The sequence below is a fragment of the Agrobacterium sp. CCNWLW155 genome, assembly GCF_036888815.1.
Taxonomy (GTDB): domain Bacteria; phylum Pseudomonadota; class Alphaproteobacteria; order Rhizobiales; family Rhizobiaceae; genus Agrobacterium; species Agrobacterium radiobacter.
This window is the reverse complement of the sequence record NZ_JBAKFW010000004.1, coordinates 18,340-44,004: the sequence shown is the minus strand read 5'-3', so window position 1 is coordinate 44,004 and position 25,665 is coordinate 18,340. Positions and strand designations below refer to the sequence as shown.

The window sequence follows — 25,665 nt, the reverse complement described above, 5'->3', positions numbered from 1 at the left end:
TCAGCCTCGCTCTTTTCGGCAGGCGCAAGGCCCGCCAAGTCACGGTTGCATCACAGAACTGGCGGCAGCCTTCCCGGTGGGAAAGGCGACAAAGCCAAATTTAAACGGGGCTCGTGCTCGTCGGCGTGCTGGTGCTGCCGGTTGACAGCGATCTGCCACGGCCAGCCGGCGGGCTCCCGCCACCTGCCTGTGCGGTGCCGCCTGCGGCACCTGCGGTTCCCGAGCCGCCGATGCTGTTGGCGCTGGCCGGCGAGGATCCCGCGCCGCCGATCGGCGATGCAGCCGCCGCGGCAGCCGCAGGAGCGGCCGGGCCGGCAGCCGTTCCCTCGATATTTTCGCTAAAGGCAATGAGAAGATCGGCGGGCACGTTGGCGCCTTTTGTCTGCAACTGGATGGCGGCCGCAAGTATCGTATTGCCATTGCGCATTGCGGTGGCGTGGGCAAGTGCCAGGCCTTCGCCAACAACTTCGGAAAAGTCTTTGTTGCCGACCTTCTGGGCCAGTGCGACGATGGTTGGCAATTGGCCGGAATCACTCAGGATCAGGGCGGAAAGCTGTTCGGAAAACTGTGCCGCGCTGGTGGAAACCGCGATGATCGGAAAGCCGCTCGTCACTTTTCCGGTCACGTCGGCCGTTGCCGCATCCGTGCTGGAAGCAATGGTGACCAGATCCTTGATCATTCCCTGCGTCGGAGACTGCTTGAACAGTTCAGCCGCGGTAATGGAAACCGTGTCCGGATTGGTGGTGTTGACGCGGGCAAGAAATGCAGCGGTGGTTTCATCGGTGGCTTTGACGGGCGCGCCTGTTGCGGCGCTTTCGACCGAAGGGGTCTGCTGCGCGGCGGCCGGCGGCACGGAATCCACGTTTTGTGCGTTGGCGACAGTGGAAAAGAGACCCATGCTGGCAACAAACATCGCACCAACGAGCATCGAGCCGTTACGAATGCGGGGCATCCAACTCTCCAAATCTTTTAAAATACGACTTTAAATACATCCAACGTTGGGGATGGTTACCCAACATCTAAAATTTCTTTTTAAATCGCACAGCCCAAGCAAAGGATCAAGCGCTAAAATAAACCCGCAGCGGAAACCCTCAGCTATTGTTAACGGCCGCCGCCCTTGCCTTCTCTGGTTTATTCAGGACACGGCGACTTTCCGTGGCGATGTTATCAGCCGGTCACGCAGCCAGATATTGGCCGGTGTTTCGACAAGGACGTGGAAGGCGTGGGCTATGGCGACGGTGCTGACGACGATGACGAGATAAACGACGTTGCTCCACTCCGGCGGGTAAGTGACGCCGCCGAGCGCGATCTTGAAGCCCCGGAAAATAAAAGGGTGCAACAGATAAAGCGCGTAGGATGAATCGCCGAGTTTTGCCAGCGGCTGCGCGAAACGGGGCAGGGAGATGTTTCTGGTCAAGGTCGCCGCTGCCATCAGCAGAATTGCGCCGCCGCCGAAAACGAGCAGCCGCGAAAACGAGTAACAGCCCGGATCGCACTGGAACCCAATCCTGCTCAGATCGGTCAGCATCCAGATCGCCAGGCCGCACAGCGCCGTTGCGAGCCCGAGCAGGGGCGGCAGGCGGACGCCTCGCAGGAAGAGGACCGCAATGAACATGCCTGCGACGAATTCGAGAATGATCGGCTGAAACCAGAAGCTGAACGGCAGGCCGAGATCGAAGGTGAAGCCGACCATGACGGCGGTAAACAGCACGGCGGCTGTCGTGAATACCGCGCGCTCCAGCGGCAGGAAGATGAACACCGCAAAAACGATGTAAAAGAACATTTCGTAATTCAGCGTCCAGCCGAGATCGATCAGCGGAAACGGATAGGCGTCGCCATAACCCATGCTGTCATAGGGAATAAACAGATAGGATGTGAGGATCGACTGTAATGGCGGAAAGGCCTTGGCGCTGATAACGGTCACGCTGGCGGCCATGGCAAGCCGCAGGGTCAGCACAAACCAGTAAAGCGGGACGATGCGCAGGAACCGGCGCAGCAGAAAGGCGGAACGGCCGCCTGGCGCTGTAAAATAGGGCCGGGACGCATAAACAATGACAAAGCCGGAAATGACGAAAAACAGGTCGACACCGCCGCCCAGCCTCAGCAGATGCAGCGGGAAAAGCGTGAATTGCCAGTTCACATCAGCGTGCAACGCAACGATCATGGTTGCCGCGACGGCGCGCATTACCTGAAGAACATCGAGACGCTGCGCCCCGGCAGCGGGCGCTTCTTTAAAGTTTTTCATCATCGTCAATCTATAAAATAAAGATATATTTAGTAATATATTGCGCCCGCGGTTGCGGGGTAGAAGTCCATTATTCAAGCAGGCTAGCATGCAACAGCACGACGCGATACACACAATTTTGCGATGCGGCATTTCCTCCGCACCGCTCAGAAAACTTCCAGAACGGTAAGCTGGTCGCTGACCGAAAGCCGGTATTGCCCGCTTTCCTGCGTTATTGTCTGCTGGCTCACGGAGCCGTCATCGCGGAAACGGTGTGCGACAACGTGACTGTGCTGGCCGGCCACCGAAAATGTCGCAACCCGTTCGGCGGGCGGGTTTTCGATCCGCGCAGGCCATTGCCAGCCGGAAATTCCAAGCCAGACCGGCACGAGCAAAGCACCGTCCGGCCTTGCGAGATGCAGGGACAATCTTTGGGGATCGGCCGTGAGGAAATCGATCTGCCGTTCCTCCTGCCCGGTTTGCCGTTCTGCCTTGCAGAGGGAAAGAAGGGCGCGAACGGCCTCGTAAGCGGGGGTGCGGCTCAGATCATGGCGCAGGAGACCGAAGGAGGATTCCGGGTTTGTCTCATCCGCAGCAAAGCTTGAAACCATTTCATAGATATAGGACCGGCGGATACCGCTGATGAAGCACCAGAGCAGCATACGCGGCATATAGCGTGCCTTGATGCCTTCGGTGACGGGGAAATGAAAGGTCTCGGTTTGCAGCGAGGTATGGTAGCCCATCTCCGTGGCGAGCACCGGCCGGCCCGCTGCTATATGCGCCGAAGCGGCAACGGATTTTGAGAGCGCCCCCGGACCGGTCGTTTCGGGGTGCTCCATGCCCGCGTAAGGGTGGATATTGCCGTAGTCGCAGACATCCTTCAGGTCCAATGCCAGCGCCCTGTTCTCAAGGACATAGCTTGGCGCCGCAACGCGCACCGCGCTCAGTCGCGGAATCGAGCGGACGGCGGCGTGCAGGGCGGCCTGATGCTCCGCCGAAATGCGCGGGGCGTTTTGCGGATCCTTCGTCAGGTTCGGTTCATTGCTGCCCTCGAAAATATCGATACCCGCGTCGGACCAGTCGTAGAAATCCGCAAGCCTGTCGAGCGGCGTGGAGACATAAGGGTTGAGATTGTCGTAACATATGATGGTGAGGCGAAGGCCCGCCGCCACGATCCGGCGCAGCCGCTGAAAGACGGGGCTGTTTCTGGCGGCGATGAGCCCGTCATCACGCAGATGCCGGACGCCCAGTGCTTCGATCTCGGGCATGATCCGGTCGAACTGTTCCGGATAGACGCCTGTGGTGCGGGTGAAGTGGCCACACACCCCTATGCTGTCCAGAAAGGCTTCGGTATTGGCGGAAGCAGCCGGCTGCGCCCGTGCGGGAATGGCCTGCAAACCGGAGGCGGCGACCAATGCAAGGGGTGCGGCTGAAAGCAGGTTGCGCCGCGTCAGGCCACCCATGGCGATCGGCTGTTTTCCATTCATCTGCGCCTCCTGGTACGTCCGGAGAGAGTATAAGCAAGCGCCATCACATGGATGTCGCCGTTTAAATGACGATCACGGCTGTCCGCATCTCGAGATCAGAATGTCCTGGAAGTTTTTGGCATTTACGGTCGCTCAAAAATCCATGTGTCTGAAATAAAACAGATATTATCAAATGTAGTATTGTCATCAGCCGCAACGGAGCCGATTGCTCCCGCTTGCCTGCACTTTAAAGTGGCTAAACCGTAACATGAGAGCGGTTCTTTTCGCAACACCGCATGGCTTTTACCGCGCCGCGAAAAAAATCACTTGAAATGCCGCCAATTCCCGTGCTTTTTGAAAAGTAGATTTTCGTAATTCATATTTTCAAACATTAGTTCCGCTCCGGCTCTTTGTATTTTGCAGATGTCTCACTGGTCTCCGGGAATTTACGGAGACGACTGTGCCCGGGATGGACGCCATAGATTTTCGATGAAGGAAAATAGAGCGTATCCGCATGAGAATTCTCCATCTTAGCAGCCTTTATCCGCCGCATATCGTTGGTGGATGCGAACGCTCGGTCGAACATCTCGCCGAGGAACTCGTCTCCATGGGACATACGGTCGGCGCCGCCTGCATAGAGCGGCAGGCCGAACCGAAAACGATGCGCAACGGCGTCTCCGTCTACCGCATGTTCCACAACAACGATTTCTGGCTTGAGGATTGGCCGCAATATTCGCCGCAGCAGCGGCGCATGCAGAAGCTCAAGCAGCAATGGAATTTCGACGTCGAAAAGCAGTTCGAGGCCGTTCTCGACGATTTCAAACCTGACGTTCTCAACACCCACTCGCTGCTGGATGTGACGACGCTGGTGTGGCGGGCGGCGCATAAGCGCGGCATTCCGATCGTTCACACGATCTGCGAATATGATCTCCTGTGCGGCAATGCCGCCATGTTCAAGGGCGGCAAGCCCTGCGAGCACCTCCATCTCGGCTGTCAGGTGGTGAATTTCACCAAGAAATTCACGCAGCGTTATATCGGCGCTGTCGCAAGCGTCGGCACCGAAATCCTCAAGACGCACGTCAATCACGGGCTATTCCACCACATTCCGGAAAGCCTGCGCCGCGTCATCTTTTATTCCTGCACGGTTCCCGAGGGCGATCCCGTCGCCCGCCGGCAGATTGACCGCAGCGGCAGGCCGCTGACCTTCGGTTACATCGGCCGCATCAACACGGAAAAAGGCGTCGGCAACATGGTCGATGCCTTCAAGGAAATCGGTCACGGCAACTGGCGCTGTCTGGTCGCCGGTCATGCGATGGATGATTCCATCGAGCGTTTCACGGCCCAGGCCGGTGATCTGCCGATCGAGTTCGTCGGCTGGGCAAGGCCGAAGGAGTTTTTCGAAGAGATCGATGTGCTCATCGTTCCCTCCTTCTGGGCCGAGCCTTCACCGCGCACGATCTACGAGGCTTATGCCATGGGTGTGCCTGTCATCGGCGCAGCCTCCGGTGGCATTCCGGAGCTGATTGGCGAGAACAACCACGACTGGCTGTTCGAACCGGGCAACGCCAAGGATCTCGCTGCCCGTATTCGCCGCGTGCTGACGCTTTCGCGCGAAGAATTGCCGACGGAGGCCGATTTCGGAAACATCGTCGAGGAATCCACCTCGCGCCGGGTCGGCGAAAACTATGTGAAACTTTATGAGGACGTCCTGACGAGCCACCGGCAAAGCCGAACCCTGCGTGCATCTTAGACCGGCAACGGACCCCGTCCGTTACAGCGGTTTTCTTCGAAGGAGAGAGCATATGGTGGGAAGCAATAACGGCAGCCTCCGCCTTCCTGGCATGGGCGTCGACTGTTTTGCGGTCGCTGCGCCTGACGCGTTGATACGGCTGGTTTTGCGGGTGGTGGGTTGATGTCCGAGGCAACGTCGATAGGCAATGCGGCCCTGAAAGGCGTGTTCTGGTCCATCGTCCAGAACTGGGGCGGCAAGCTTTTCACCTCCATTCTCTTCATCGTCCTCGCCCGTTTCCTCAGCCCTACCGATTACGGCATGGTCGCCACCGCCGGGCTGGTGCTGATGCTGATCCAGATGCTGTCGGAATTCGGATTCGCGGATGCGATCGTGCAGAAACGCAATCTGGAGCCCAGCGACGTCAATCTGCCGTTTTATGCCTCGGTTGCGGTGGCGACATTGCTGGCCATTGCCGTCTGCGTGTTCTCTCCAGAACTGGAGCGCTGGTTTGAGGTCGAAGGGCTGGCGCCGGTCATCGTGGCGATCTGCATATTGCTGCCGCTGAACACGGCATCGATGTTTCAGGAGGTGAATTATCGCCGCGCGCTGGCTTTCAAGCCGCTGGCGATCAGAACCTTCATATCGAACATCATCGGTGGCGGCGTGGCGATTGTTTTCGCAATCATCGGCCTCGGTGTCTGGAGCCTCGTCGTTCAGACCTATGTCGCCACCATCGTCACGCTGATCTGGCTCTGGCGAAAGCCGCACTGGCTGCCGGGCGCCACCCTCAACCCCGGCACTTTCGTTGAACTGCTTCGCTTCGGTTCGTCGGCGCTCGGCCTTCGTATTGTCGATTTCGCGGCCACGCGCCTGATCGATTTCATGATTCTCGGACATTACGGGGTCGCGCTCTTCGGCCTCTACACCGTCGGCAGCAGGCTCTATCAACTTCTGATGCAATTGCTTCAGGCGGCGCTTTATGACGTTTCACTGACGGTGCTTTCACGCATATCGCACGAGCGGGAACGAATGGCGGCGCTCTACAAGCAGTCGATCACCATGTCGGCGATCTTCTCGACACCGGTCTTCGTGCTCGCCGCGGCATTGGCGCCGGAAATCTGCAACGTGCTATTTGGTGTGCGATGGCAGGGTGCCGACGGGGTGGCGCAACCGCTGCTTCTGCTTGGCGCGCTGCAATGTGTTCAGTTTCAAAACGCGCCTTTCCTTTCAGCGCGCGGCAAACCGAACAAGGTGCTGATTGCCGGAAGCATCAAGGCGGTTTCGACGATCCTGCTGATCCTGCTGGTTCCGACCGATAGCATCAGGGAAATCGTCATTGTTTATGCCGTCGGGCAGCTGACCTCCACGCCCTTCACATTTTTCTTCATCGCCCGGGAGCTTGGCATCGGGCTGTGGCGAATATTCCTCCTGCTTCTGCCGAGCTTCGCCTCCAGCGGTTTCTGCTTCCTGCTCGTTCAATGGATGCGTCCCGAGGTCAAGCTGCTGGGCGCCGGCGATTTCATATCCGGCATCCTGCTCGGCTCCATTTTCGGCGTGGCCTATCTTCTGCTTCTGGTGCTGACCGCGCGGAACGAGGCCCGGTCCGCCATCGCGCTCGTCATGGGCAAAATCATTTCCCGAAAGGAAAGCAAATGCGCAAGCTGATAAAAAAAATACTGCCAGCACCGCTGCGCCAGAGAGCCGTGAAATATATCGAGCGGCGAAAAAGGGATATCGCGTTTCGGCAACTCTTTGACGATCTGCAGGAATTGAAGGCAGGCATGAAACCCGCCGCTGCCGGCGACCGGCTAAGCCGGCTTTTGATCGTGGCCGGCGACCCCATCACCCTTTTCGGCTCGTTGGGCGATGATGCGATGATCACCGCGACGCTGCAACATGCCCGTGCGAGCAATCCCGATGTCGAGATAGACATTCTTGTTGACGGGATGGACCATGCCGATTCCGCTTACCAGAGGGGTTTTGTCCCCGTCGATATCTTTGGCAAGCCCGACTTCATAAAAGCCCTGGCACAGCAATACGCGACAAGAAAATACGACAGTGTCGTCGTTGTCGGCGCCGATGTCATGGATGGGTACTACCACCCACTGGTCAGCGCAAAACTTCTTGCGAGTGCGGATCTCGCCGCCGCTGCCGGAATAAGGAATGTCATTCTCGGCTTCAGCTTCAATGAAACGCCGCATGCCCCCCTGGCGATGTTCTATCGTTCCCTTCATCCGGAATGCTCGCTCAAGGTGCGTGACACTATCTCGCTCGAGCGCCTGCAAACCTTCGCGAAGACCAATGCGACGCTCGTTTCCGATTCCGCGTTCAGTCTCGTTCCATCGGAACCTGATGAGGGCACGCGTTCATGGATCGCGCGAAAGCGAGCCGAGGGATACCGGGTCATGGGTTTCAACCTGCATCCGATGCTGTTCAAAAACGCTGACCGCGCGCAGACCGAGGCGGTCATCAGGCACGCGGCGGAAGCGTTGCAATTTGCCGTCGATGCCCGGCCGGTGTGCTGGCTGCTCATCCCGCATGACTATCGCGACAATGTGGGCGATCAGGCCTATCTCAAGGCTATCGCCGAGCGTGTGCCTGCGTCCAGAACCGACAGGGTCCGTTATCTCGACGGAAAATGGTCAGCGCCCGTCTTGAAAGGCGTCGCCGGCCAGCTGGACGGCCTCGTCAGCGGGCGCATGCATCTCGCCATTGCGGCGCTCGGCAAAGGCGTTCCAGCGATATGCATCGCCTATCAGGGAAAGTTCGAAGGGCTCTATCAGCATTTTGGTCTGTCCGCTGCCGATCTGCTTTCTCCGTCTTCCTTCCTTACGCAGGATGGAATCAAGAGCGCACTGATCGAATTTATCGACCAATCCGACGAAATCCGTGAAAACGTCGGGAAAAAACTGCCGGAAATTCTGGCGATGTCGAAGAGGAATTTTCAGCTGTTCGAGACTTTCCCGGCGCGTGCTTCCGTCCTTTCATGAAAGTCGCTTTCGTCTCGGCATTTCCGGTCGTTCCCGCCAATGAAGGTGCGCGAAGCAGAATTCTGCAGCTGACGCGCGCCGTGCGCGGCCTAGGGCACGAGGTGCATTTCATCCATGTCGATGGCACGATTGCCACCGATTTCGATCTGGCGGGGCATGAGGCTGAATTCGGACCGGATCACCTGCACCTTGTTTCCCAGCAGGGGGCTAGCCTTAGGAACCGGCTTCCCGGCGATTTTGGTTTCGAGGTTGGCTTGACGTCGTTTCGGGCCCTTCGCAAGCTCCATCGGATGCTTGGTCGCGAGCGTGGTTTTTATAACCAGCTGGATGAATTCTATTATCCGGAAATGGGTCGGCAGCTTCGCGATATTCAACGCCGGCTGGGGATCGATGCCGTCATTGTGGAATATGCGTTTCATTCGAGGGCGTTTCTGGGCTTGCCGAAGGGCGTGCTGCGTATTCTCGATACCCATGATTCCTTCGCCGACCGGCACAAAGCCTTCATCAATACCGCCAACAAATATGGATACTGGTTCTCGGTGCCGCCGGCGGTGGAATGCCGGGCATTGCGCCGTGCGGATGTGGTTGTCGCCATTCAGGAGGAAGAGGAGCACGCGTTCCGGCAGCGGCTGGGGGAAGAGCCGCCGGCTCTCGCAACCGTCAGCCATATTCTCGATCTCAATGGAAAAGTGGAAGACTTCACGCCGAGCGACTTCTTGTTTCTCGGTTCCGGTAATGACGCCAACATCATTTCCCTGAAGGGGTTTCTCCGGAACATCATGCCGCTGGTAAGGGCTGCCCGGCCGGATATACGTCTGGTGCTGGCGGGCGGTATATGTGGCAAGATTGAAGATGAAGAGGGCATTCTCAAGCTCGGCCGCGTGGATGATGTGAAGGACGCCTTCACGCGCGCGCCGCTTTCCATCAATCCCATCACGCTTGGAACAGGCATCAATATAAAATTGCTCGATGCCCTGGCTGCCGGTGTTCCCACAATCAGCACCCGCACGGGCGCAAGGGGGCTTTCGGACCGATACCGGGGCGGCGTGGTCATTGTGGACGATAATGACCACAGGGGTTTCGCCGACGCGATCCTGCAGCTCGCCTCGAGCCACGATCAGCGGCAGGAACTGGGAAACAGGGCGTTTGAGGACGCCATTGAATGGAATCGCCAGCAAATGACGACCCTTGATAATATTCTGAGCGGCAGACGAATTGGTTGAAACCGCTAGTCTTGAGGTCGCGGCAACGCGCTTAACCAATCAGGTGTAAGCCCGCATCCGAAATTCTGAGAACGGTAAGCCTGCCCGTGGTGAATGCACCCGTGTCGATGCCGATCCGCTGCGGGCCGGTTTCCGGCTCGGTTACCGGTGTATGGCCGTGGATGACGACGAGGTCCAACCCGGCCCCTTGTGAAAGGAACGGCTCCCTGATCCAGAGCATGTCCTCATCGGTCTGCGCCTCCAGCGGCAATCCCGGTCTCAAGCCGGCATGCACGAAAATATAAGACCCTATCCGGGCATAGATCGGCAGGCTGGATAAAAGCTGGCGGTGGGGCTGCGGAATTGCGCCGAGCAGGGCATCCCTGAACGGCTGCAGTCTCAAGCGCCCCTTTTGCAGGAAATAGTCTATGTCGACCCCGTAGGACAGGAGCGTCTGGCGGCCGCCAAAGTCCAGCCAGTGCATGTTCTCCTGCGGATTTTCGAGAAAATCATGGAAGAGCTGCTCATGGTTGCCGCAAAGTGCAATACGGCGCAGCGGCGTCGGCGGTGGCTTCAGCAAATGTTCAAGAACGCCACGGGAATCGCGCCCGCGATCGACATAGTCGCCGAGGAGAACGACCAGCGCGGGAGAGGGGTCGGGCCCCAGATCGGCAAGGATTTTTCGCTCCGCCTGCAAAAGCAGGTCGAGGCTGCCATGCACGTCGCCAATGGCGTAGATCGGAAAGGAAGCCGGCTTGTCGCCAAGGTCGATTCTGCGCCGCCTCCGGTCGTCGCGGGAGGCTGGTTGTTTACGACCGCGAATCCAGTTGAGCACCTTGGGCATAGCTGCCGATACTGTCTCTCCTGCACAAGGTCAAGAGCGTTGAAAGAGGCTGCCGCATCACCCGCCAAAGCTGCGTTGACGCGATGCTGGGTCACCCGTCAAAACCCGCCGGACGAAGCAGCGAAAGGCGGCTTTTATAAAGCAGGATGCGTCAATCCTGCGAGGAGAGAATACCCTCTTTGATGTCCGAAAGATACGTTGCCTTAAACCGGCGGTCGGGCCTGTCGTCCGAAAGGGCGGTTTCAGCGTAAAGACATGTTCTAGAGTTTCAGCCAGACACGCGGGTCCTCGTGCGACTGGATCTTGATCCATTTCAGATCCACCGCTTTCCACGGCTTGACGACATTGGTGCGGTTATCCAGCACCAGATCGCCCTGGCTGGTGCTGACGACCAGAACGGCGTGACCTATGCCATCCGTCGTGCGGGCAGTGGCAATGCGCAGGGCGCCGGAAGGCCAGCCGGCGCGCAGGAGGCGTTGCCGCTTGGTCACCGCATAATCGTCACAGTCGCCGCTTGCCGGGTTCAGTTTCCAGTCGTCTTCGCCGTCCCCTTCACTGGCATAGATTATCGAGGTGTTGATCTCGGCGTTGATGCGCTGGAGTTCCGCGCGTTTCTGCTTGCTCAGCTCCACCGTATCGCGGTCACCAGTCCGGATACACTGGTCGGCGGCGCTTTCACAGAATTTGGCAAAGGCAATGGGCGCGATGGTCGGACGGCTCGTGGTCATGAAGAGGCCGGGCCGCGATGCGCCAGGCTTTTGGGCAAGGCCACCAAGCTGCACGGCCGATGCCGTTGTCGCAATGCTCGCCGCCATGCCGGCAGCGACGGCAAAAAACGTTGCCAGACGGATTGTTCTCTTCGCCATGTCCTTGCCCCTGCACAGTTGCCTTCTCTTGTGCTGGCACCATAGCGACCCATTCTTGCGGGCCGTTTAAGTCGATAGATTGCATTTTAATGAAATCTAATTTTGTTACAGCGCGTTGAAAAATTGGGTTCGCGCTCACTTGCAGCGGGTTCGACCTTCCGTATCGACAATACAGGTCTGTTGCGGGACGGCTCGTCGGAGTTCTCGCTGTGTATCGGGTGAAGCTCTGCTTGCCGGCGGCCGGTCGTAATTCCGGTAAACTTCGAAATTGCGTCCGCCGATCGTTCCCTGCGCCCCGCCGCGGCCATCCGGCGTCACTTCGAAATTCTGATATTGCTGCGCATGGGCACCAGCGGAGAAGCCGATCGTGGCGGCCAGAACACCGGCCGCAAGCCTCCTGCGCAATGCTGCTGCTTGCTGCCTGCCCACCGTCATGGCCGTTCCTCCATGGACGAAATAATGGATGACGCCGCCGCACATTTGCCATGCCCGGCGCGCATTGCTTTTTCAGCGTCCGTCGGGGGTAATCATATCACCGATATTGCATCCGGTGTGAGAAGGATTTGTGTCTGGCAAAGGCCGAATCGCCTCCCTGCCGCATCAGCCAGCGGTGTCACGTCGCCAGGAGGCGTCACCGTGCCGCTCGATCGTCAGGAATGCGAAAAACGCCATTCTGGGGCTCAAAAATTAAGCTCTTTGCCGCTGCATTTATAGGCTTCACAATCCTGTAACAACGGACCTAATATACAAGTGCAGATGCCGAATCGCTCAGGAGAAGCCCTTGACGATTGCAGTTTCACCACAGGCCCTGCCGGCGCTCGTTCTGAACGCAGACTACAGGCCACTGAGTTATTATCCCTTGTCGTTATGGTCCTGGCAGGACGCGATCAAGGCTGTCTTTCTAGACCGTGTGAACATCATTGCAGAATATGATCACGCGGTGTCATCCCCCAGCTTTTCCATGCGGCTGCCGAGCGTCGTCAGCCTCAAGACTTACGTGCAGCCCACCCGCAACCCCGCCTTCACACGCTTCAACGTTTTCCTTCGGGACAAGTTCGAATGCCAGTATTGCGGCACGCGGGACGAATTGACCTTCGACCATGTGATTCCCCGCGCGCATGGCGGTGAAACCACCTGGCACAATGTCGTTGCGGCGTGCTCTCCCTGCAACCTTAAAAAAGGCAGCAAGCTTCCCAAGCAGGCGGGCATGTTCCCGGCGCAGAGGCCCTTCCAGCCCACGGTTCAGGATTTGCACAATAATGGGCGGCTGTTCCCGCCCAATTATCTGCACGAAAGCTGGATGGACTATCTTTACTGGGATACCGAACTGCAGCCCTGATCTTTTCAGGACTGCAATGCGGCTTTTCCGCTTACCGGCTTTTCCGGCTCGCGCCAAAAAAGGCGACTGCCGCAAGTGCAACGCTTGCGATGACATTCCAGCCCGCGAAGGAAAGGCCGAGCACCCGCAAGGCCGCGTCGTTGCAGGAGGGCGCCTTGATGGCGTTCAGATTACCCAGGAGATCGCCGGCGTTGGTGGTGATGGAAGGCGCCCCGGTGGCGCAGGTAATCGGCCCTGCCCAGAAACCCCATTCCACGCCGGCGTGATAGACGCCGAGCCCGGCGCCGATCAGCATCGCCACGCCGATAAGGGCAAGAAGCACCCGGGTGATCTGAACCGGCAATTTGAAGACGCTGGTCGCAACGGCCAATACGCCCAGCGGAATGGCGTAATAATAGGGATCGCGCTGCAGCAGGCACAGCGCGCAGGGCGTATAACCGCCAATATGCTGGAAACCGAGGGCGGAGCCGACGGTGAAGATCATTCCCGCCGTGACGCCGAGAGCGGCGAGCGTGCGGCTATTGTCGGCGGTGGTCGCATTGGCCATGTTGTTTTCCTCAAACTTCGCGAAGAAGCAGATATCCCGGACGGGCTTTCAAAAAGGCGGGCGTGATGGCGAAATTAAGTCGCCGGTCCTCACGGGGTGTAACGGGATTCGTCTAATCCAGTCCGCCGCATCTGGCAAATGAAAGCCTGGCAATATTCGGGGTGCGCGCAAGCAAAGTTTCGTGAGCTTGCCGGCCGGCGTGAGACCGTTAAAGGGTTCACTTGGAGGCGCTTGGTGCGGCCCCTAACGAATTTCCCTGGCAGAAAGCATTCATTGAAATAATTGGGCAATTTTAAGTTCGTGGACTTGGTCGGGATTAGGTAGGCTCGTCAGCGATGCCATCCCGAACCTGACGCTCAAGGCGGCGCTTGGCTGCTGGCCCTAACAATCACGCTCCGTTTGCTTGTCGCAGTAATCGCTGCGTGGTGATGATGATGCGCCTTTGGTATGTCTGTAAGAGTGCTATTGTGGCCTATCCGTTCCTATAATTTTGTCCGACTTCAATGTATTTTACCAGAATGGTCCGCTGCCGGTTTCCTTGGATAACGAATAACGTGTTCCGAGACATGGCAGGATTCGACGGCGAATATTCCGCCGCGAGTATAAGCTTAAAGCGGCGAACGTGGAGTCACTGTTGCCAAGGCGGCCTGTAACCTTGACGTCAGGCGCATGAAGGGCGCAGCTGGGCTTGGGAATACGCGACGATCCCAGCCAGTCCTTTGCAAGGGATGCAGAAACTTATTCCCTTGGTTTCCAGGACAGAATGTGTTGCGACCAGTTAACAAGCTCCGAGACCTCGATCTCGTTCAAGGTCATCCTTGCTGGTCCTAGAAGTGAGAATTTCGCGAAATAGCTGTCGCGATCTTTGGAGCCGTATGCGCTTCCTTTTTCACCCGGTGGGGTGGCCAGCTTTCTTAGCGTGGCCAGTTTGACGTAACCTGAGACGCCGTTAACAGATAACGCGGCACAAAGCGTGCCCCTGCTGTCGTAAAAAGGGTATCCAAGTTGAACGCGATCATGATCAACTCGCTTTAGCTGGCCGTTGTGAACGTAGGTACGATGTTGCTCCAGCACCCTATCTGTCATTATTGAAAAAATTTCGCGAGCTGCATCGGAATCCAGCAATGTATTGACGAGCTGTATCAGGTCAAAGTTGGAATTTACTTTCCTAGGTCTCATCGAGGAATCAAAAGGGGATGCACAGAGTGCGGGAAGATCGCCGTCAAATGATCGTATGGTTAGAACATCATAGGCTGACTCAGGAAAGCCCTCAGGCCAAGCAAACATTGTCGTAAGTTTTGTGACTGCTTCGAATTCGTGCCTGAAATCAAAACGAACCGGGAAAAATTGTTTAGTCGTTTTCTCCGTCAATTCCCTGAAGAGCTTTGGGATCGCTTCCTCAATCTGTTGATCGTCGTAATCCTTAGACATGATGACTCCTCAAATCTTCAACGTGACGAGCACGGGGAGGTGGTCGGAGATACTTGTGTCAACCGCGTTGGCTTTAGGCGACAGCAAGCTTGTCGATCCTATTCTTGTCAAAAATTTCGGTGTTCCGGTGTCTAGTACGGGAATTAATGAAGGCCTGATGAGCACTTGATCGAGAGCATGCCAAATCGCTGAATCCGAAAGGTCGCCTCCATTGTAGTACGACCCCGGTTGTTGGGTATCTGTTTGATCGCCAAGAGCACTCCACATTGCATTGTAGAACATCGGAATTATCTTTTTAGATCGCCCGCTTCCCTTCTGTCGGCTCCGCATTCGCAACGCAATGTTTCGACACATCACAGAGTTCAGCGCGTCCGCCGCAACCATTGATTCACTGTATGGGTCGGCGTTGAAGTCTCCAATCAGCACTGACTTATTGGTTGAGTATTGCAGTTCCTAGGATTCTACCTGCTGACGTAGATTGGCGGCATCGACAGCAGAATAAGACGTTGAGTTGATGTGCCCCAATTTCGACGGACGATGGACGAACCATAACAAATGCGTTTCGAGCGTCTGTCCAGTTCCTCGATGCAACAGAAAAGGCCAAGCCTTTTCTTCCTCAAAAGTTGATACTAGCTGCCCGGACCGCAGCCTCTGAACGCATATGAATTTCTTATAGTCACTTGTTTTTACGATGAAATCAGTACCCAGCGCACTTTGTAGGGTCGGGGCGGTGATCTTACCAGTTTCGCTGAGCCCAAGTATAATATCGCCATTTGGACCGGATAACATCCGAGACGAAGTCACTTCGTGAACAAGGTCGGTCACATGCTTAACTGTCGCCCGCTTTCCGAGATTCCAGTATACAATTGCTAGCATTGATCAACGGCCCCCTATTAAGATCGGCTGTACCAAGAGCTTGTAAACATTGTTTTAATCGCGGAACTAGACGTACGTGATTGGTATCGTCTAAAGACTCCGTTAAGCCTCGCGGGTTGATCTAGAACCTAAAAAAAGCCCGCTAAAGCGATCCATGGATTTCGGTGTCCTAAATATCTACACGCTCGATATAGCTGTCGGTAAACCTCCGTTGACTACCGGCTTCCCCCGTAGCTGGTACAACGCTACCATTGCTCCATGATCACCAAGTCGACACAGCGACCTTATAAACGTTGGCTCTAAGGCCACGGGACCTTTTTCCGCGAAGATCGGTGTAAATCACAGGTACGAAAAGTTGTATGAGCGCCCCGATAGGCTTTGCGTGCAAGAAGCTCGTTCCCGATGGCTTCTCACGGGTTTGAGCGCGGGGGTCCAGGTTTATTTTCTTGAAAATTAAGGTTTAGCCGGTTTGTGCAACGTACGCGCGAATTCGCTTGTCAGAAAATTTCGCTCGGATAGACTGTAGGTTAGTTGGTTCGGTAGATGATTACATATCCTCAGCAATTCCTTGCCGTGCGCGTGCAAGAACTAAAAACTAACCCCGAAGTCGTTACTCTCTGTGCAGGATATCAGTCAGAGAAGTGGCGCGTTGAGCAATTTGCCGAAGACTTGATGCAGTGGCTGCCCTATGCCGCATTAAGCCAAGAGGACCAGCTTTCTTTCGGCATTCATAATTACAGAGAGCTTGTACAGCGGGCTGCGTACCATATCTACAGCAAAAAGAGCGAAACACGCGGCGAAATTGGCGAGCTTTTGCTTCACCAGGCTTGCGTCCAGTATCACAATGCCGCGCCAGTTATTTGCAAACTGATTTTAAAGACGTCTCCGAACGACACCGTCAAAGGTTTTGATGGAGTATTTGTTGTCTCGTCAGATGAAGACTTCGAGGTCTGGCTCGGTGAAGCAAAATTTTATTCGGATGCGAATAAGGCGGTCCAGGCTGCTGTCAAATCGATAACAGAACATTTCCTGGACGCCTTCATCAATGCTGAGAAGGCGATGATTGTTGGGCACATTACGCCGTCAACGCCGTTCTCCGAGCAAATTGGCAGACTCTTCAAATCGCAGACGTCAGCGGACGAGTTATTTGAGAAGGCTGTTTTCCCGGTGCTAATCACCTATGAATCGGCGTCTGTAAACACGGCCAAGTCCATCACCGATGCCTTTAATGAAGGTCTGCGGAAGGAAGCCGTCGCGATCAGCAGTCAGTTCGGAGCTTTTTTGGAGGCTAGGAACATCAAAATTCAGCTCATACTAGTACCGCTGCTTAGTAAGCAGCTCCTGCTCGACGCTTTCGATAAAAGATTGGGAGCGCACCTGCCTTGAGCCCTGACGAAATACTCCATGCTATTGCAGCAAATAATGTCGATGCCGATGTCCTGTTTGAATGCGCCGCATGTGTCGGGTCGCGTATCGCCGAGTTCGGCCGGGCAGACCCAACCAGCATGGAAATCACAATCCGGCTTCTAGACGCCAACAATCGAGGCATGCTGCCGTTTTATGCTTCCGACATCGTCATGCATCTTACCGAAGCTATTGGGCTTTTCCCCTATTTGAAAGACTGGGAACCCACACCGGCGCTCAAGAAGCTCGTGATCGGTTCTCATCGCGTCATCAGTGAAAAGCCTTTCACCTTCCATGCTGAACAAATGGAAATCTTTCTTTCATTGCTCGATGGAAACAACGTCGTATTAAGCGCGCCGACGAGCTTTGGGAAATCTGCCATCCTTGACTACTTCATCATTGAACGGAAGCCGAAAACGGTCGTGATCATCGTTCCTACCATTGCGTTGATTGACGAGACGCGCCGTAGGCTCATTCGAAATGTGGGCTCGGATTATCAAATTCTCTTCCACAAGGACGACGTAAGGGAGAGTCAATACGCGATTTACGTTATGACCCAAGAACGAGTCCTTGACCGTACTGACATTAAGAAGGTGGACTTTTTGTTTATCGACGAATTTTACAAGTTGCATCCGGATCGCGATGACCCACGCTACCAATTTTTGAATCTTGCCCTTTATCGGCTTTCTAAAATTTCGCGCCAGGTTTTCATGGCAGGGCCACACATTTCCGGCATAAATTTTGGACAGGATTGGGCCGGAAAGTTCACGTTTGTTCAGACCAATTTTCGAACTGTGGCTGTCGATATCATCGACAGAACCAAGCAAGACGACCGCGTAGCTACCTTCCTTGAGGACTATCTCGAAAACAAAGATCAGTTGGCGATTGCCTTCACCGCTTCTCCAGGAAGCGCTCGCGAATTGGCGAAGGAAATAATCAAGCGCGATGACACACCAGGCTCCGCTGAAGCTCTCGCATTAGCTGAGTGGCTCGCCACGAATTATAGCCCTCATTGGGGATTGGTCGATTGTCTTCGACGGGGAATTGGCTTGCATCACGGGAGGCTGCCGCGTGCTATTGCACAGCGTGTGATAGATTTATTTGAACGCGCTGAACTTAAGTTACTTATCTGCACTTCAACCCTTATTGAAGGCGTCAACACGTCGGCCGCGATCATCTACGTTTACGACAAGAAAATTAACACGACCGACTTTGACTTCTTTTCGTTTGCGAACATCCGTGGGCGTGCGGGGCGTATGATGCGGCACTTTGTTGGTAAGGTCTTTCTGTATCACGACCCGCCTCCTGAGGTTGAAACAATAGTCGATGTCCCGATTTATTCGGACCCCGACAACGCTAGTGAGCCAATTCTTTTTGGTGTGAGTGAGTATGATATTGCTGAGGATGGGGTCGAGCGCCGCGAGGAGATCAAAGAGCGCTCTCAGCTTTCATCGATAATAATTGAACGCTACGGTTCTTTCGGCCTGGATAATCTAATTAACCTACGAAACGCAGTCGCTTCGACTCTAGGAGAAGAACCATCTCTCCTGCAATGGAGCGGCTTGCCTTCCAAAGACCAGCGCAACTGCGTTTTTGAGTTGGTTTTCGAAAATTTGATTAAGCAAAACCGATTGAAAGTCGGAGCTAGGAGCGGCCGACAACTTAGCTTCTTCGTTGAACAACTTCGTCGTTCAAAGTCACTCAGGAGCTTCCTTTCCTTCCTGGTTAAGCGTTCGTTCAAAGACGAAACTGAGGAACGCCGTGTCGACGCGGGCTTCGAGTTTCTTCGTGGCTGCGATTACACTGTGCCGACCGCTGTCATGGCATGCGAATCTATCGTGAATTCGCTTGTGGAAGACTCCGTCGATTGGTCATTCTTCGCAACTCAGATTGAAAACTATTTTAGACCGAGCTGGGTGAAAGCACTCGATGAACGAGGTGTCCCTATGCCGCTCGCTGAAAAGCTACGTGATGCAATTCCAGCGGACGCGACGATTGGAAGAGTTCTTAAAACTGTGCTGGAAATCCGAGAAGGCCAACGCGCGTTCGCGTTGGAGGATGTGGAACAGGGATTAATTACGAATTTCGCGTAGGGTTTGATATACGCGACGTGCGCTTCTCAGCGCTCATAGTCATCAGAAATGTACGACCTATCCTCAGCGACAGGTACGGACGAGTATAGACGAATGGGTTACTGCGGTAAATTGTTTGGGAACGCACAAGCCACAACGATAACAAATTACCATTTCCCTTTGCTTCAGAGTCCTGAACGCTCGATATCAGGTCGACGGTAGATTTTAGTCCCCTTACGACTGGTTTCGTAGGCAGGATAAATGCCCAATTTCTCAAGTTGCTTACGTACAACAATTGCTGCTTCGCCTCGTTCTTTTGCAAGGACATCGAGCAAAATATGTTCTTGCGAAAACCTTTTCAGATCGTCTGAACGCACCACAAGAATATGGCTCCTGATCTTTTTGTGCGGGACCTTCATTGTAGGCACGATCCCAAGGTCGAAAAGATCGTTGATGGTCTCTCGGCGAGTTTCCAACGCTACAGCAGCACTCGCGCGATCAAGGAATTCCCCGCCGAACCCTGATGCAGAAAGCTCGTCAATCTCAGTCGGGTTGACCATGATTTTATCGAGCCGAAATTCCGGTCCTGATATTTGCACGTGGGCCAGCTTGCCATTCAGGATGAGCGCGATGATCTCAACGAACGTTCGATGGCAAATTTTGGTAGTGACCAGTATGGGGACGAGATCGCCTTCTGTTGGGGTGGGCGAAATTTGAGCCTCGATGCGGTCACGAAATCTCTGAATCTCGTCAACCGATACCCATCGGTATACGCGCGCCGTTCCCTCGCCATTCGTTGAGAATTGTAAATGTCCCCCGTTCAATAACGCTTCCATTTGCGTCATCGCGCATCCCAAACGTTCGGCGGCTTGCGTTGTTGTCAGCTGTGAAGCGGCAGCAATCAGCAATGAGTGGGCCTCGTCTTTGCGGAAAACGACGCTCCGGCTTCCGAACGTCGCGATGACAGCTTTTTCACCGCCCTGGTTGATCACGACATCACGAACCCGATCTTCAGGTAATCCGTATTCCTTTGCTGCAGAATACACGGTGTGAACCCGTCTGCGGCTGATCACTGTCAGGAACGTCTCGCCCTTATCAAGTGGAAGATGTTTCTCGGCATGATCCTGAAACAGTTCCCTGATCGGGCCGTAATCACCGTCGGGAGCTTCGTCTCGCAGCCATCGCAATGGCAGCGAATAGACCATCGGATACTTGGAAGCTTTGCCAACCATCTTCACGATGTACGACGTCAGGAAATCCCAGACGGCCTCTCGCCCTTCAGCAGCGATTGCATATCCTGACGCCAGGCACTCGGGGTTCGTCATGCCGCCCGGCACGCGATCAGAAATCTTTCCTTCGGTTGCGAAGTGATGAAGCCCTCCGAGAACTGCGCACAGTTCAGCGGCAACGTAGAGTGGCAGCGTGTCGAGATAATAAGCGGCAGGTGGTTCTAACAGTCGCGCTGAAAAGTACCGATCATGCGGTGATGCGCCAGACGCCACTGCGTCCTGCGCGTTGATATCTGTAAGGGCTTTCAGATCAAGAGTGTCAAAATCTTCTGGAAGATCGACAAGCGGAACTCCGTGTCGCGAGCACCTAGAGATCACGCTTAAACGCCAAGTTGCCCGCATGTAAATGCGGGTTCTAGGATGACCTGTCCCGTTTCGAATGTCGTCCGAAAAGCAGTGCGGACAGTACCTGCGGTGAGTTGCCCTCAACTGTGTACGCTTCACTAGCGCAGCACCAAAAGCAACGATGCCATCTCGCCTGATGGCGAACGCCTGCAGGCGTGCTTCCGACACGCCGCTCCACCGAGCTACCGCATCGAGTTCGTCGCGATCCATTGCAATGATTCCGCCCTGACGGGTACCGGTAAAGTCGCAAAACTCAGCGAGAGAATGAAAGCCATTCGCCAACACCAACCGCGCTACAAAACTCTCCGCCGTCTCGTCGTCAAAGGGCAACACGACATGTGGAAGTCGGCCAAAGTTGCTCATTGAGCAGTCTCCTTTCCACCTAATCCATGTCAGACAGGGAGTGCGAAGGGTTGATGTTCCTCCAATCGGTAGTCGTGAATGGGTTGTCAGCTGCGAGGTTCCCGCGCCGGGATTTGTACGCGGCGGCAAAGTCCCCAATGGTCACGTTTGTCCCGGCGCTATCCAGGACGCGAAAACACGCTTTCTGGGTAATCTTGATCATGGTCCCAAATGCACCCTTAGACGCCACGATCAGCCGGGCAATCAGCTCGTCTTCCTCAGTCCACCCAATCTGTAGCCCTGCGTCGTCTTCCACGATTTGGCGCACGACCTTGCCGATAGCTTCCGCGTTTTTCTTTGTGGATTTCACGAGATGGAAGCGTTGGACCTTCGCTCGATTGGCAACCTCATCGCTCTCCATAAAGCGTTTCATCTTGGGCGTACCGGAAAGGATCAAGTGAAGCGGCCAATCGTCGATCTCCGTTAAGCCCTTCACAAAATCTTGCACCTGCAGTATCGCGCCTTCAGTCCCACCTGTATTCACGTGTTGCATTTCATCGAAGTGCAGGTACCTGATCCCTCGAAACTGCAGTTGCCGGGCAATCATAGCCCACCGCGAAACCGCATTCTGGTTGGCTTTGGCGTACAAATTCCATTTGTTCAAAACGGTGTCGGCCAAGCTTTTGGGTGAGCAGTCGGGCGGACACCTTATGCTCAACAATGGAACCACGCGCTTTCCGAACTCATCTTCGTACGGCTGGAACGCTTCCATTTGTTTGAAGAGGCGTGCGAGGGCGGTACTTTTGCCAGTGTCAGAGTTTCCGATTACGAAGAGAATACGATCTTTCGATCCGCCTCCCCTCTCGCAGCGCTTCGCGTTATTGACGAGATCGGTCACCATGTACTCAAGCTCTCTGTCTTTGAGCTGAAGGTAGTATTTCAGCTCCATATGGAGCTTGCGGTCCTCAATGGACATGTCGCTGAAATCGCTCATTACTTGTAATCTCCGAGCTGGGAATCTTCGTCGTCCTCATCAATGTCGGCAACAGCCTCATCTACCTCAGGGATGATGGGGACCTCGGGCTCGACAGCCTTCTTTTTCGGGGTCTTCGTGGCCAGGATTTCAGCAGGAAGCTCTTCAACATGCCCCTGAAGCAAAGGAGTTGCCTGAGCAGCAGGCGTTGCTAGGAGTGCCAGCTCACCGGCTTCTGCCTTCGTGATCGCGCGACCTTCGAAGAGCCTCGCAGTGGCGCGAGACATGTCTTCGGCACTGCGCATATGTGGGGAGATACCGCTACGCAGAGCAGCAGCATCTACGACGCCGTGTACCCAGTTGATGCCGTCATACATGGTGGGCGCGGAGCGCGCTGACCGCTCTTCGTTTAGCCGCTCAAGTTCCTTTTTCGCCAAATACCATTCTTCAAGGCCAATATACGGAGGTACTCCAATGCAATTTCCGACCGTCAACCATCCATCCTCGGTGTGGACGGAAATCGATTCCAGGTCGCGAGGGTGGAAGCGGACGGGGAAGAGCTTCTTCGAACCGTGCTTACGGCGGTAAGACTGGAGTTCATCTGAGTTGTATGGAATGCCGTGAAGGACGATGCCTTCGCTGCGGATGATCTTTTCCTTCTTCACTCCGAAGATGTGACGTTTTTCGTGTCGACCAGGAACTGGGCGCATCGGATAGGTACGCTTCTTCAATTCCCACGCCTCATAGGGCGTCAATCCGTTCAGGCGGGCACTAGGAGTGTTCATGAACACATCGCAAAGCCAGCGATAAACGATCACCATGAATTCGTCGACGATGAGGGTTGCATTGGCGACGGAATCGTAGTCGCGTCGTTCGACGACGTTGGAAAACGTGCGACCATCGAAATACGACATCAAGTCCTTCGCGAATGTCTTGAATAGCGATTCGATGAATGGCCGTTTCCATGCTTGACCTGCTGGTGGTCGGGTGAGAGACACGTTGCTCATAAGGAAGGCATCGCGTGTGATGTCAGCGATGTAAGGCGTTCCGTTATCGGTGAAGACGTTCTCCGGCCGCACTTTAGCGGCCCAAGGCGTCTTTGCACCCACCAGGTTCGAAATGTGCGTCTTGTCCGACATCACCATTTCGAGGGCCTCGACTACGGCGGAAGCACAAGGCTTCCGAGTTGCCTTCAGCGCCAAAGGCATGGCGGTCGCGGCGTCAATTGCACCCACGAACCAAATGCGCTGGGGTTTGTCTGCTGCGGCTTTTTCCAGGATGGTCTGAAATTTGGCAGGAAGACGCAACCAGACGCCGGTTTCCTTCATCAGGGTAATGCAATCGACATTCCAGTCGTCGAATTCGACCCGCTCACCAGGGCGAACGACGTCGTAAGAATCCATTTTCGGCTTGAAAACCGCGTGGGCGTACGCCTCGCCTTCGTGAGCGGCGAGAATGTCGAAGGCCCGCAGCTGTTTAATCATATTCTCAAAGCGCTTACGCTCGACAAAAATCAGTTTGGATTGGTCTTCAGTTCGCGCTTTGTTGGCTTCGTGGATACGGGCGTTCGCGATTTTCCGTGCCTTGGACATCGGTACTTTGCGTTTTGAAGCAAATTCGGCAGCAGCCTGTCGCCAGATCGCATAGCTTTCGGCGCATTCGACCTGCAGGTGACGGCGTTTCGGCCCCTTCTGCTGGGGAATGAGTGCACGCACATCGTCTCCACAGCTTTCATATTTGCTAACGTAGGAGTTGAAGCTGCGAACTGTTGGCACTTCAAAGCCGTTGGTCTTCTTACCGGCACGTTTTTTTCGTACTTTCCCAGTCTCTTCGTTTTTTTCCTTCTGAAGCAGCTGATACTCGACGGTCCAATTCAGCAACAGCTCTTCCATGGAGCGCCCGCCAGGCATTTCCGCTGCTGGTTTCAGGCTGCGGGGCACATACTGCCCAACCTCGACACACCAGGCACGGTGTTTCAAGACGAGGAATTCGTGGTAGCGAGCAACGGCAACGCCGTCGGGTTTAAACTCGTCGACGGTTTTGTTGCCGAACCGCTCGTAAGCCTTCACACCCGTCTCAGTATAAAAACCAGGGTAAAACTGTGCGCGACCCTCATCGATTGCGAGTTCGATTTCAGCATGTTTGATGCGCCTGTGCGTCATCGGATCGTTCTCGTGAAAGAACAATGTATCCGTCGCGCGGTACGAAACCGCGATGAGGGGGGTGCCCTCATAAACGAAACGGTCGCTCGGCGTCATGAGGGGGATCGAAGGTGTGCTTTCCGGAACGGGACGCAGTTCAAGCTTGCCGTTGGCGTCAGAGTTGTCAGTCATAGTGTCCTCTTTGGACATAGCTTCGCCGTGCTCCGAAAGTGGCTCGAAGTGGCTGGGATGGGATGGGTTGTGGGCTAAGGGGCGATTAGATTTCGACCGTGAACCAGGTCAGCTCATTGATGAGACCCGGCTCGGGCTTTACGTACCCGAGATCGATCAGCCGCCATATCGCTGCGGTGCGAGACGGGCGGTCCATGCCAGGCGTGTACATCTGGTAGAAGCACACCTTGGTCTTGGCTCGCTGCTGAAGCTCATCCAGCAGGGTTTGAACGTGATGGTTGTCGTGCAACTCTCGATAAAACAGGATGCTATCGGCGTTGCGTACGACCCACCAAGGAACATCCTGCTCGGTCATGATCGTCAGTTTATGAAAACGATCACGATACTCGGGCAGCATACCCTTAAAGACGGCCTCGACTTCCGCCCTCTTTTTCTCCTGTTTGACGGCAACAGCCTCCCAACGGCCGCGTGTATCACGGACGCAATAGTCGACGGTGTGTTTGTGAAGCACACCGTCCTGGTCGTGATACTCAACTGTCATGAACTGCGAGCGTACCTCGACGACGCCAGGCTGTGCCTTAAGGACCGAAGCGACCTTTTTCTCGGTGCCGCTTTCGTGCTGCACCTCGCGATTATTGAAAACGCTCGAACCGTTGGTGTTCAACAAATGCTTGGGGGTAACGTTACGCACACCTTCGTGGCGCAACGGTTCAACCCACAGCAGGGGCTCGCCGTCGATGAAAGTGGGGGATTGGGGATTGCTTACCATCGTGACGTACGCATCCCGACGATTGCCTGCTTATCCGCGTCCGATCCGGTGTCCTGGAACACCTCAAATCGGGAGCGAATGTCCTCTCCGGCACCGGAGCGCAATTCGTTCAGAATGGCACGACGCACCAACACATGGTGCAACACATTTTTTGATGGGCGCATAGATACCTCCTGGGCGCACATGGGTGGCAGCCCATCCGGAGGTAAAGGACGCGATGTCTTTACGTCAGATGGAGCTGAGGAAGGTCTTTCCTAGAATGACGATGCGTATCATCGTGGGGCTCCGTGTTTGAAACTGGGACAGAAGATAGTCAGGGGCGGTACCGCGAGTCTAGCAGGGAAAATTGCCAACCATAGTTATGGTTAACAGGACGCGAATATTTAGCCTTTACCTCGGCTAATAGCTTGTCATAACTTTTTGTTGGTAGGACGCATTTTCCCAGCCTTGCGGAATAATTTCAGGAGTTTTTGCTCCAAGGGAGGTGTGTAAACTTAATTTCGTTTCGTTAGCATATTGAAGTTGCAACTTTCGGATGATATGTTTTTTGTTGGCAACTTAGGATGGATATGCGCAAAGGCTGAGTGGATCGAAAAGCGACTTGTTAGCATTACTTGGAAG

The 25,665-nt window shown here is 55.1% G+C and carries 19 protein-coding genes; 7 read left to right on the top strand and 12 right to left on the bottom strand.

Annotated features, from left to right (window positions below):
• Positions 1 to 100 precede the first annotated feature (100 nt).
• The 3 genes from V6S97_RS14715 to V6S97_RS14705 form a co-directional block, all read right to left on the bottom strand.
• On the bottom strand, positions 101 to 952 hold the full coding sequence (locus tag V6S97_RS14715; protein WP_003507098.1) for a hypothetical protein: 852 nt from the start codon (positions 950 to 952) through the stop codon (positions 101 to 103).
• A gap of 183 nt (positions 953 to 1,135) precedes the next feature.
• Positions 1,136 to 2,248: an acyltransferase family protein gene (locus V6S97_RS14710; RefSeq protein ID WP_035213068.1), complete on the bottom strand. Its 1,113-nt coding sequence runs from the start codon at positions 2,246 to 2,248 to the stop codon at positions 1,136 to 1,138.
• Between the two features lie 143 nt (positions 2,249 to 2,391).
• Positions 2,392 to 3,711 carry a hypothetical protein gene (locus V6S97_RS14705; protein WP_003507093.1) on the bottom strand — a complete coding sequence of 440 codons (1,320 nt, stop codon included), beginning with the start codon at positions 3,709 to 3,711 and terminating at the stop codon, positions 2,392 to 2,394.
• Positions 3,712 to 4,204: 493 nt separating this feature from the next.
• On the opposite strand from V6S97_RS14705, the gene V6S97_RS14700 reads away from it, so the two are divergent.
• From V6S97_RS14700 to V6S97_RS14685, 4 genes are all read left to right on the top strand, one after another.
• Positions 4,205 to 5,440 carry a glycosyltransferase family 4 protein gene (locus tag V6S97_RS14700; RefSeq protein ID WP_003507091.1) on the top strand — a complete coding sequence of 412 codons (1,236 nt, stop codon included), beginning with the start codon at positions 4,205 to 4,207 and terminating at the stop codon, positions 5,438 to 5,440.
• Between the two features lie 162 nt (positions 5,441 to 5,602).
• The gene (locus tag V6S97_RS14695; protein WP_003507087.1) at positions 5,603 to 7,087 is read left to right on the top strand and encodes a lipopolysaccharide biosynthesis protein; all 1,485 of its coding nucleotides are present in this window, start codon (positions 5,603 to 5,605) and stop codon (positions 7,085 to 7,087) included.
• Positions 7,075 to 8,412, top strand: coding sequence for a polysaccharide pyruvyl transferase family protein (locus tag V6S97_RS14690; RefSeq protein ID WP_003507085.1), 1,338 nt, complete (start codon positions 7,075 to 7,077; stop codon positions 8,410 to 8,412). The genes V6S97_RS14695 and V6S97_RS14690 overlap by 13 nt, the downstream gene beginning before the upstream one ends.
• On the top strand, positions 8,409 to 9,635 hold the full coding sequence (locus V6S97_RS14685; RefSeq protein ID WP_003507083.1) for a glycosyltransferase family 4 protein: 1,227 nt from the start codon (positions 8,409 to 8,411) through the stop codon (positions 9,633 to 9,635). Before V6S97_RS14690 ends, V6S97_RS14685 begins: the two co-directional genes overlap by 4 nt.
• Before the next feature lie 31 nt (positions 9,636 to 9,666).
• Here the strand turns inward: V6S97_RS14685 and V6S97_RS14680 are convergent, their stop codons facing one another.
• From V6S97_RS14680 to V6S97_RS14670, 3 genes are all read right to left on the bottom strand, one after another.
• Complete coding sequence (locus V6S97_RS14680) at positions 9,667 to 10,458, bottom strand: metallophosphoesterase family protein (protein WP_003507081.1); 792 nt, start codon at positions 10,456 to 10,458, stop codon at positions 9,667 to 9,669.
• 260 nt (positions 10,459 to 10,718) lie between these two features.
• The gene (locus V6S97_RS14675; RefSeq protein ID WP_020811385.1) at positions 10,719 to 11,324 is read right to left on the bottom strand and encodes a transglutaminase-like cysteine peptidase; all 606 of its coding nucleotides are present in this window, start codon (positions 11,322 to 11,324) and stop codon (positions 10,719 to 10,721) included.
• A gap of 135 nt (positions 11,325 to 11,459) precedes the next feature.
• Positions 11,460 to 11,759 carry a hypothetical protein gene (locus V6S97_RS14670; protein ID WP_162996185.1) on the bottom strand — a complete coding sequence of 100 codons (300 nt, stop codon included), beginning with the start codon at positions 11,757 to 11,759 and terminating at the stop codon, positions 11,460 to 11,462.
• A gap of 346 nt (positions 11,760 to 12,105) precedes the next feature.
• Here V6S97_RS14670 and V6S97_RS14665 point away from each other — a divergent pair, with 346 nt between their 5' ends.
• Positions 12,106 to 12,663 carry an HNH endonuclease gene (locus V6S97_RS14665; RefSeq protein WP_003507075.1) on the top strand — a complete coding sequence of 186 codons (558 nt, stop codon included), beginning with the start codon at positions 12,106 to 12,108 and terminating at the stop codon, positions 12,661 to 12,663.
• Between the two features lie 31 nt (positions 12,664 to 12,694).
• Here V6S97_RS14665 and V6S97_RS14660 read toward each other — a convergent pair whose 3' ends face one another.
• Together V6S97_RS14660 and V6S97_RS14655 are read right to left on the bottom strand one after the other, a co-directional pair.
• Complete coding sequence (locus V6S97_RS14660; RefSeq protein ID WP_060724916.1) at positions 12,695 to 13,210, bottom strand: disulfide bond formation protein B; 516 nt, start codon at positions 13,208 to 13,210, stop codon at positions 12,695 to 12,697.
• Between the two features lie 738 nt (positions 13,211 to 13,948).
• Positions 13,949 to 14,641: a hypothetical protein gene (locus tag V6S97_RS14655; RefSeq protein WP_334427254.1), complete on the bottom strand. Its 693-nt coding sequence runs from the start codon at positions 14,639 to 14,641 to the stop codon at positions 13,949 to 13,951.
• Positions 14,642 to 16,060: 1,419 nt separating this feature from the next.
• On the opposite strand from V6S97_RS14655, the gene V6S97_RS14650 reads away from it, so the two are divergent.
• Positions 16,061 to 16,903 (top strand): HamA C-terminal domain-containing protein, encoded by an 843-nt coding sequence (locus V6S97_RS14650; RefSeq protein ID WP_334427252.1) that lies wholly within the window; start codon positions 16,061 to 16,063, stop codon positions 16,901 to 16,903.
• Entirely contained in the window at positions 16,900 to 19,014 is a 2,115-nt protein-coding gene (locus tag V6S97_RS14645; RefSeq protein ID WP_334427250.1) for a DEAD/DEAH box helicase, read from the top strand. Before V6S97_RS14650 ends, V6S97_RS14645 begins: the two co-directional genes overlap by 4 nt.
• 164 nt (positions 19,015 to 19,178) lie before the next feature.
• On the opposite strand, the gene V6S97_RS14640 is transcribed toward V6S97_RS14645, so the two are convergent.
• The 4 genes from V6S97_RS14640 to V6S97_RS14625 all read right to left on the bottom strand — a co-directional run bounded on the left by V6S97_RS14640 (position 19,179) and on the right by V6S97_RS14625 (position 25,044).
• Positions 19,179 to 20,990 carry a TniQ family protein gene (locus V6S97_RS14640; protein WP_334427248.1) on the bottom strand — a complete coding sequence of 604 codons (1,812 nt, stop codon included), beginning with the start codon at positions 20,988 to 20,990 and terminating at the stop codon, positions 19,179 to 19,181.
• Between the two features lie 19 nt (positions 20,991 to 21,009).
• Positions 21,010 to 21,963, bottom strand: a complete 954-nt coding sequence (locus tag V6S97_RS14635) for an ATP-binding protein (protein WP_334427246.1) — start codon at positions 21,961 to 21,963, stop codon at positions 21,010 to 21,012.
• Positions 21,963 to 24,275, bottom strand: a complete 2,313-nt coding sequence (locus V6S97_RS14630; RefSeq protein ID WP_334427243.1) for a Mu transposase C-terminal domain-containing protein — start codon at positions 24,273 to 24,275, stop codon at positions 21,963 to 21,965. The genes V6S97_RS14635 and V6S97_RS14630 overlap by 1 nt, the downstream gene beginning before the upstream one ends.
• Before the next feature lie 85 nt (positions 24,276 to 24,360).
• Complete coding sequence (locus V6S97_RS14625; protein WP_334427242.1) at positions 24,361 to 25,044, bottom strand: hypothetical protein; 684 nt, start codon at positions 25,042 to 25,044, stop codon at positions 24,361 to 24,363.
• Between the last annotated feature and the right edge of the window lie 621 nt (positions 25,045 to 25,665).

Coding starts and splice junctions, on each gene's coding strand:
- V6S97_RS14715 (WP_003507098.1), bottom strand. CDS start 952: ATGCCCCGCATTCGTAACGGCTCGATGCTCGTTGGTGCGATGTTTGTT.
- V6S97_RS14710 (WP_035213068.1), bottom strand. CDS start 2,248: ATGATGAAAAACTTTAAAGAAGCGCCCGCTGCCGGGGCGCAGCGTCTC.
- V6S97_RS14705 (WP_003507093.1), bottom strand. CDS start 3,711: ATGAATGGAAAACAGCCGATCGCCATGGGTGGCCTGACGCGGCGCAAC.
- V6S97_RS14700 (WP_003507091.1), top strand. CDS start 4,205: ATGAGAATTCTCCATCTTAGCAGCCTTTATCCGCCGCATATCGTTGGT.
- V6S97_RS14695 (WP_003507087.1), top strand. CDS start 5,603: ATGTCCGAGGCAACGTCGATAGGCAATGCGGCCCTGAAAGGCGTGTTC.
- V6S97_RS14690 (WP_003507085.1), top strand. CDS start 7,075: ATGCGCAAGCTGATAAAAAAAATACTGCCAGCACCGCTGCGCCAGAGA.
- V6S97_RS14685 (WP_003507083.1), top strand. CDS start 8,409: ATGAAAGTCGCTTTCGTCTCGGCATTTCCGGTCGTTCCCGCCAATGAA.
- V6S97_RS14680 (WP_003507081.1), bottom strand. CDS start 10,458: ATGCCCAAGGTGCTCAACTGGATTCGCGGTCGTAAACAACCAGCCTCC.
- V6S97_RS14675 (WP_020811385.1), bottom strand. CDS start 11,324: ATGGCGAAGAGAACAATCCGTCTGGCAACGTTTTTTGCCGTCGCTGCC.
- V6S97_RS14670 (WP_162996185.1), bottom strand. CDS start 11,759: ATGACGGTGGGCAGGCAGCAAGCAGCAGCATTGCGCAGGAGGCTTGCG.
- V6S97_RS14660 (WP_060724916.1), bottom strand. CDS start 13,210: ATGGCCAATGCGACCACCGCCGACAATAGCCGCACGCTCGCCGCTCTC.
- V6S97_RS14655 (WP_334427254.1), bottom strand. CDS start 14,641: ATGTCTAAGGATTACGACGATCAACAGATTGAGGAAGCGATCCCAAAG.
- V6S97_RS14650 (WP_334427252.1), top strand. CDS start 16,061: ATGATTACATATCCTCAGCAATTCCTTGCCGTGCGCGTGCAAGAACTA.
- V6S97_RS14640 (WP_334427248.1), bottom strand. CDS start 20,990: ATGAGCAACTTTGGCCGACTTCCACATGTCGTGTTGCCCTTTGACGAC.
- V6S97_RS14635 (WP_334427246.1), bottom strand. CDS start 21,963: ATGAGCGATTTCAGCGACATGTCCATTGAGGACCGCAAGCTCCATATG.
- V6S97_RS14630 (WP_334427243.1), bottom strand. CDS start 24,275: ATGACTGACAACTCTGACGCCAACGGCAAGCTTGAACTGCGTCCCGTT.
- V6S97_RS14625 (WP_334427242.1), bottom strand. CDS start 25,044: ATGGTAAGCAATCCCCAATCCCCCACTTTCATCGACGGCGAGCCCCTG.